The following is a 5,858-nucleotide window of genomic DNA, read 5'->3' as shown; positions in this document are numbered from 1 at the left end:
CAGCAGCTCCATCAGCCGCTCGGTGGCGCCGGCCGCCCGCAGCAGGTCGCCATAGACCTCGCCCAGCACGGCCGCCGCGCTGGCCAGGATGATCACGTAAACAACCGTCTGCCCCAGGTGGCCCGCCGTGATGTCGCCCCGCATTACCGCCTGCGTGCCCTGGTACAGGCCCCACAGCAGCGCCGCCGACGTGGCGATGATGATGAAAGCCACCAGCACCGAGCGCGCCCTGGTGCGGCGAATCGCAGTGTTGAAGGCATTGGTGGTTGACGCATCAAAGCGCGCGGCCTCGCGGCCTTCAGCGGTGTAGCTTTGCACCACCGGAATGGCGTTAAGCACTTCGGCCGCGATCGCGCTGGAGTCGGCCACGCGGTCCTGGCTGGCGCGCGACAGCTTGCGTACACGCCGGCCAAACCAGACCGAGGGCGCGACGATCAACACCAGCACCACCAGTACCTGCACCATGAGGTACGGGTTGGTATAGACCAGCATCCCCAGCGCGCCCACGCCCATCACGGCATTGCGCAGGCCCATGCTGAGCGAAGAGCCCACCACCGTCTGCACCAGCGTTGTGTCGCCGGTCAGGCGCGAGAGCACTTCGCCTGTCTGTGTGGTTTCAAAAAACTCGGGGCTTTGCCGCACGACATGCGCGTAGACCGCATTGCGCAGGTCTGCCGTCACGCGCTCGCCCAGCCAGCTCACCATGTAAAAGCGGCCTGCCGAAAAAAGGCCCAGCGCCGCTGCCACCCCAAACAGCTCAAAGAAATGGGTGCGCAGCGCCATCAGCTGCTGGCCCTTGTCCGCCGCGCTGAGCCCGCCGTCAATCAGGCTGCGCAGGGCCAGCGGAAACACCAGCGTGGCAACGGCCGCCATCACCAGGAAAAACATCGCCAGAACAATCCGCCCCCGGTAGGGACGCAGGAAGGGAACGAGGCCGGAAAGGGAGCGGGGCGCGCCCTTGGGCGCATTGGAAAGGGAAGAAGTAGCCATGCGGGGAGTTTAGCCATAAAAGATGTCTGTACAAACACAGCCTTGACAATGTTTGTCTAGGCATGTATTATTCGTGTCCATGAAATCCGAATCCAGCCGTCCGCCAGCTGTCCCAGTTCCCCTTTGTGGGTTGCCGGCCGAGTTTTATTGCGCGACCGATTACGACGCCGGGCAAAGCACCGGTGCGCTGATGCGCCAGATCCTCAACAGCGTCTCCCAGCAGGTCACGCGCGAACTGGAGCCCCAGGGCCTCACCAACGCGCAGTGGGTGCCCATGCTCAAGATCTACCTCGGCAAGGCCTCCACGGTGGCTGAACTCGCCCGTGTGTGCCAGCTCGATGCCGGCTCCATGACCCGCCTGCTCGACCGGCTCGAAGCCAAGGGCTTTTGCCGCCGCATCCGCTCCAGCGAAGACAGGCGCGTGGTCAATATCGAACTGACACCCGAAGGCCGCGAAGCCGCGAAAGAAATCCCTGCGGTGCTCAGCCGTGTGCAAAACGCCCACCTGGCCGGCTTCACGGTCGATGAGTGGCAAAACCTCAAAGGCTACCTGCGCCGCATCCTTGAAACAGCGCAGACCCTTCAAGCCCTTCAAGCAGCGAATGAAAAAGATGACAAATAACAGCAACACCCTTTGCAGCGCGTCCGCTTCTGTCTCGGCTTGCGTTTCGGTGAACCAGGCCGAACACGCTGAGCCGCGCCTGCCGCTCTGGCGCGCCTCTTTCCGTATGGCCCTGGTGGCCGCCGCCAGCGTGGTGGCCGTGGGCCTGATGGCGACCGGCCTCACGGGCTGTGCCGACATGTCGGGCATCGCGCCGCATTCCAGCCTGCGTGACGCGCCTTCGCTGGGCCTGGCTGCCGACACCGCCAGCCAAACGCCGGCCCAGGCGCCGCTGGCCGCCGAATGGTGGCGCGAGTTTGGCGATGTGCAGCTCAACGGCCTGGTCGACCAAGCCCTGCAAACCAGCCCGACCTTGAAGCTTGCGCAGGCCCGCCTGGCGCGCGCACTGGCCGTCACCGAGGTTGCCGATGCCGCCACGCTGCCGCAGGTCACCGGGCAGCTGGACCTGACGCGCCAGCAATACACCGCCAATGGCGCAGTGCCCGCACCACTGGCAGGCTCCATCCGCAACAGCGGTACAGCGCAGCTCGCGGTGAGCTGGGAGCTTGATTTTTTCGGCAAAAACCGCGCCGCGCTGGATGCCGCGCTGGGCACCGCCAGTGCCGCTGAAGCAGACGCGCAGGCCGCACGCTTGCTGCTGGCCAGCAATGTGACCCGCACTTACTTTCAGCTGGTTCGCCTGAACGAGCAGGTGACGGTGGCCCGCCGCACGCTCGCCCAGCGTGAAGAAACCCTCAAGCTGGTGCGCGACCGCGTCGACGCCGGCCTGGACACCCGCCTGGAGCTGCGCCAGAGCGAAGGCGGCCTTCCCGAAGCGCGCCTGCAGCTCGAAACCCTGCAAGAGCAGATGGCCCTCACGCGCAACGCGCTCGACGCCCTCATTGGCAAGCAAAATGGCACTGCAGCCCTTTCCCTTCCGGCGCAAGCAGCTATCAAAAACGTAGCAACCGCCACGGCCATTCCCGCCGACCTGCTGGGCCGGCGCGCCGACATCGCCGCTGCGCGGTGGCGCGTAGAGGCTTCGTCCAAAGACGTGGTCAACGCCAAAACCCAGTTCTACCCCAACGTCAACCTGGTCGCCTTCGCCGGTTTTTCCAGCATCGGCCTCGGTCGCCTGCTTGACTCGGGCAGCCAGCAGTGGGGTGTCGGGCCGGCCTTGCGCCTGCCGATTTTTGACGCCGGCCGCCTGCGTGCCAACCTGCGCGGCAAGACGGCCGACCTGGACGCCGCTGTCGAAAGCTACAACGCCGCCGTGATCGACGCGGTGCGCGATGTGGCCGACCAGGTCGCGTCATCGCAAGCCATCACGCGCCAGCAAACCGAGCAGCGCGCCGCGCAGGAAGCCGCGGAAGGCGCCTATGACATCGCCGTGCAGCGCTACAAGGCCGGCCTGGGCACCTACCTCAATGTGCTGACCGCCGAAACCAGCGTGCTGGCACAGCGCCGTCTGGCGGTAGACCTCTCGGCCCGCGCGCTCGACACACAGGTCGCGTTGATACGCGCCCTGGGCGGCGGCTACGGCAATCCCTCGGCGCAGGCGCCGCAAGCGCAGGATGCTACAAAAACAATAGCTGCTGGCGCTCGTCCTGATTGGGCTACAGCCGGTTTTAATTCTGAAAAATTGCCCGCAGCGCATTAAGCGCCGGCCCAAACGCAAGTAACGCATCGTTCCGAATCAACCAACACCTGACACCATCATGAGCGACACAACATCTACCAACTCCCCAGCTTCCGACGCACCAGCACAACCGCCCGCAGGAAACCCCAAACGCAAAAAGGCGTTGACGGCGCTCGCGGCCGTGGTGGTCGTTGCAGGGCTGGGTTGGTCTGCCTATGAATACCTGGTGGCCAGCCATTACGAGTCCACCGACAACGCCTACGTGCAGGGCAACGTGATCCAGATCACGCCGCAGATCGGCGGCACCGTCATGGCCATCATGGCCGACGACACCGATTTCGTGAAAGCCGGCCAGACGCTGGTGCAGCTTGACCCGGCCGATGCGAAGGTTGCGCTGGAACAGGCCGAGGCCGCACTGGCCCAGGCCGTGCGCCAGGTGCGCACGCTCTACGCCAACAACGGCACGCTGGCAGCGCAGATTGCCCTGCGCGATGCCGATGTGGTCAAGGCGCAAAGCGACATCGCCCGCGCCAGCGACGACCTGAATCGCCGCCAGTCGCTCACCGGCAACGGCGCGGTGTCCAAAGAAGAACTCAACCACGCGCAGACGCAGCTGGCCACCGCCAAAAGCGCGCTGGCTGCGGCGCAGGCCGGTGTGGTCGCTGCACGTGAGCAACTCACCAGCAACCAGGCACTGACCGAAGGCACCAGCGTCGAACAGCACCCCAGCGTGCAGGTTGCCGCCGCCCGGGTGCGTGAGGCCTACCTGGCCACGCAGCGCGCCGCGCTGCTGGCGCCCGTGGATGGCTATGTGGCCAAGCGCACGGTGCAACTCGGCCAGCGTGTGGCCGCCGGCGCGCCGATGATGTCCATCATCCCGCTCAACCAGGTCTGGGTCGACGCCAACTTCAAGGAAGTCCAGCTGCGCAACATCCGCATCGGCCAGCCCGTGACGCTGGTAGCTGACCTGTACGGCAAGAAGGTGGAATACAAGGGCAAGGTGGCCGGCCTGGGCGTCGGCACCGGTGCGGCTTTCTCGCTGCTGCCCGCACAAAACGCCACCGGTAACTGGATCAAGGTGGTGCAGCGCGTTCCGGTGCGCATCGCGCTGGACGCCAAACAGCTTGCCGACAACCCGCTGCGCGTGGGCTTGTCGATGGACGCCGAAGTGGACGTGAGCAGCAAGGAAGGCAAGACCCTGGCCGATGCGCCGCGCGACGCTGCCCTGGCACACAGCCAGACTTACGGCACGCCTGACGACGCGGCCGACAAGGATGTGCAGCGCGTCATTGCCGCCAACACCGGCAAATCCGTGAAGCTGGCCAAGCCCGCCGTCGCAGTCAGGCCGGCCTTGCCGCAGGGCGGCGCTGTTTCGCCCGCCCAGGCCGGCGCCGATGCGCAGCGCCTCGCGTTCAGCCACACGCTGTCGCTGGCTGGCAACCGCGTGGCGCCCTAAGCCACAAGCCTCACACAACCCGCAACCCGCACTTCCAGCTCGCGCAACCGCAGCGATTTCCCGTAGCGGTTTCCACCAGCCCCTTATTCGCAAGGCTTTCATGGCTTCCGCACCTGCTCCCGCCCCCGCCTATGTCCAGCCGCCGCCGCTGACAGGCTCCGCCCGCCTGTGGGGCACGCTGGCCCTGTCGGCCGCGACATTCATGAATGTGCTCGACACGTCCATCGCCAACGTGTCGTTGCCCGCGATTGCCGGCGACCTGGGCGTGAGCCCCAACCAGGGCACCTGGGTCATCACCAGTTTCGGCGTGGCCAATGCGATTGYCGTGCCGCTCACCGGTTGGCTATCGCAGCGCTTCGGCCAGGTGCGTCTGTTCACGGCCAGCGTCATGCTGTTCGTGCTCACGTCGTGGCTGTGCGGCCTCGCGCCCAACATGACCACGCTGATTTTTCTGCGCGTGCTGCAGGGCCTGGTGGCCGGGCCCATGATCCCGCTGTCGCAGGCGCTGCTGCTGTCGAGCTACCCGAAAGCACTGGCGGGGCTGGCCATGGCGCTCTGGTCCATGACCACGCTGATCGCGCCGGTGATGGGGCCGCTCCTGGGCGGCTGGATCACCGACAACATTTCATGGCCCTGGATTTTTTATATCAATATTCCCGTCGGCTTTGGCGCTGCCTTCATCACCTGGAGCATCTTCCGGAAGCGTGAAAGCGTCACGCGAAAGCTCCCCATCGATTCAGTGGGTCTGGCGCTGCTGGTCATCTGGGTCGGCGCGCTGCAGATCATGCTCGACAAGGGCCAGGAGCTCGACTGGTTCCATTCCGGTGAAGTGATTGCGCTCGGCATCATCGCGCTGGTGGGCCTGATCGCCTTCGTGATCTGGGAACTGACGGAAGAGCATCCGGTGGTCGACCTCACGCTGTTCAAGAAGCGCAACTTCTGGGCCGGCGCGCTGGCGCTGTCGGTGGGCTACGGACTCTTCTTCGGCAACGTCGTATTGCTGCCGCTGTGGCTGCAGCAATACATGGGCTACACCGCCACGCAGGCCGGCATGGTGCTGGCGCCTGTCGGCGCCTTCGCGTTGCTGCTGTCGCCCGTCGTCGGCAAGAACATCGCGAAAGTTGACCCGCGCCGCTTCGCCGCGTTTGCCTTCATGGTATTTGCGCTGGTGC

Annotated in this window: 5 protein-coding genes; 4 read left to right on the top strand and 1 reads right to left on the bottom strand. The window is 65.4% G+C overall.

Features of this window, described 5'->3' with window-relative positions; all coding sequences use genetic code 11:
- The coding region (locus tag AC1DWI_RS11830) for an ABC transporter transmembrane domain-containing protein (RefSeq protein ID WP_477724887.1) at positions 1–990 on the bottom strand (990 nt) is incomplete at its 3' end.
- 79 nt (positions 991–1,069) lie between these two features.
- Between AC1DWI_RS11830 and AC1DWI_RS11825 the strand changes: the two genes are divergently transcribed.
- From AC1DWI_RS11825 to AC1DWI_RS11810, 4 genes are all read left to right on the top strand, one after another.
- Positions 1,070–1,612 carry a MarR family winged helix-turn-helix transcriptional regulator gene (locus AC1DWI_RS11825; RefSeq protein ID WP_477671607.1) on the top strand — a complete coding sequence of 181 codons (543 nt, stop codon included), beginning with the start codon at positions 1,070–1,072 and terminating at the stop codon, positions 1,610–1,612.
- A gap of 106 nt (positions 1,613–1,718) precedes the next feature.
- On the top strand, positions 1,719–3,251 hold the full coding sequence (locus tag AC1DWI_RS11820) for an efflux transporter outer membrane subunit (protein ID WP_477671628.1): 1,533 nt from the start codon (positions 1,719–1,721) through the stop codon (positions 3,249–3,251).
- A 58-nt stretch (positions 3,252–3,309) separates the two neighbouring features.
- On the top strand, positions 3,310–4,686 hold the full coding sequence (locus tag AC1DWI_RS11815; protein ID WP_477671608.1) for an EmrA/EmrK family multidrug efflux transporter periplasmic adaptor subunit: 1,377 nt from the start codon (positions 3,310–3,312) through the stop codon (positions 4,684–4,686).
- 100 nt (positions 4,687–4,786) lie between these two features.
- Positions 4,787–5,858: DHA2 family efflux MFS transporter permease subunit (locus tag AC1DWI_RS11810; protein ID WP_477724886.1), on the top strand; the 1,072-nt coding region annotated here is incomplete at its 3' end.

The sequence above is a fragment of the Polaromonas sp. P3_C2 genome (assembly GCF_056402675.1).
The sequence above is the reverse complement of the archived record's forward strand: the minus strand, read 5'-3'. Positions and strand labels throughout refer to the sequence as shown.

Coding starts and splice junctions, on each gene's coding strand:
- AC1DWI_RS11820 (WP_477671628.1), top strand. CDS start 1,719: ATGGCCCTGGTGGCCGCCGCCAGCGTGGTGGCCGTGGGCCTGATGGCG.
- AC1DWI_RS11825 (WP_477671607.1), top strand. CDS start 1,070: ATGAAATCCGAATCCAGCCGTCCGCCAGCTGTCCCAGTTCCCCTTTGT.
- AC1DWI_RS11815 (WP_477671608.1), top strand. CDS start 3,310: ATGAGCGACACAACATCTACCAACTCCCCAGCTTCCGACGCACCAGCA.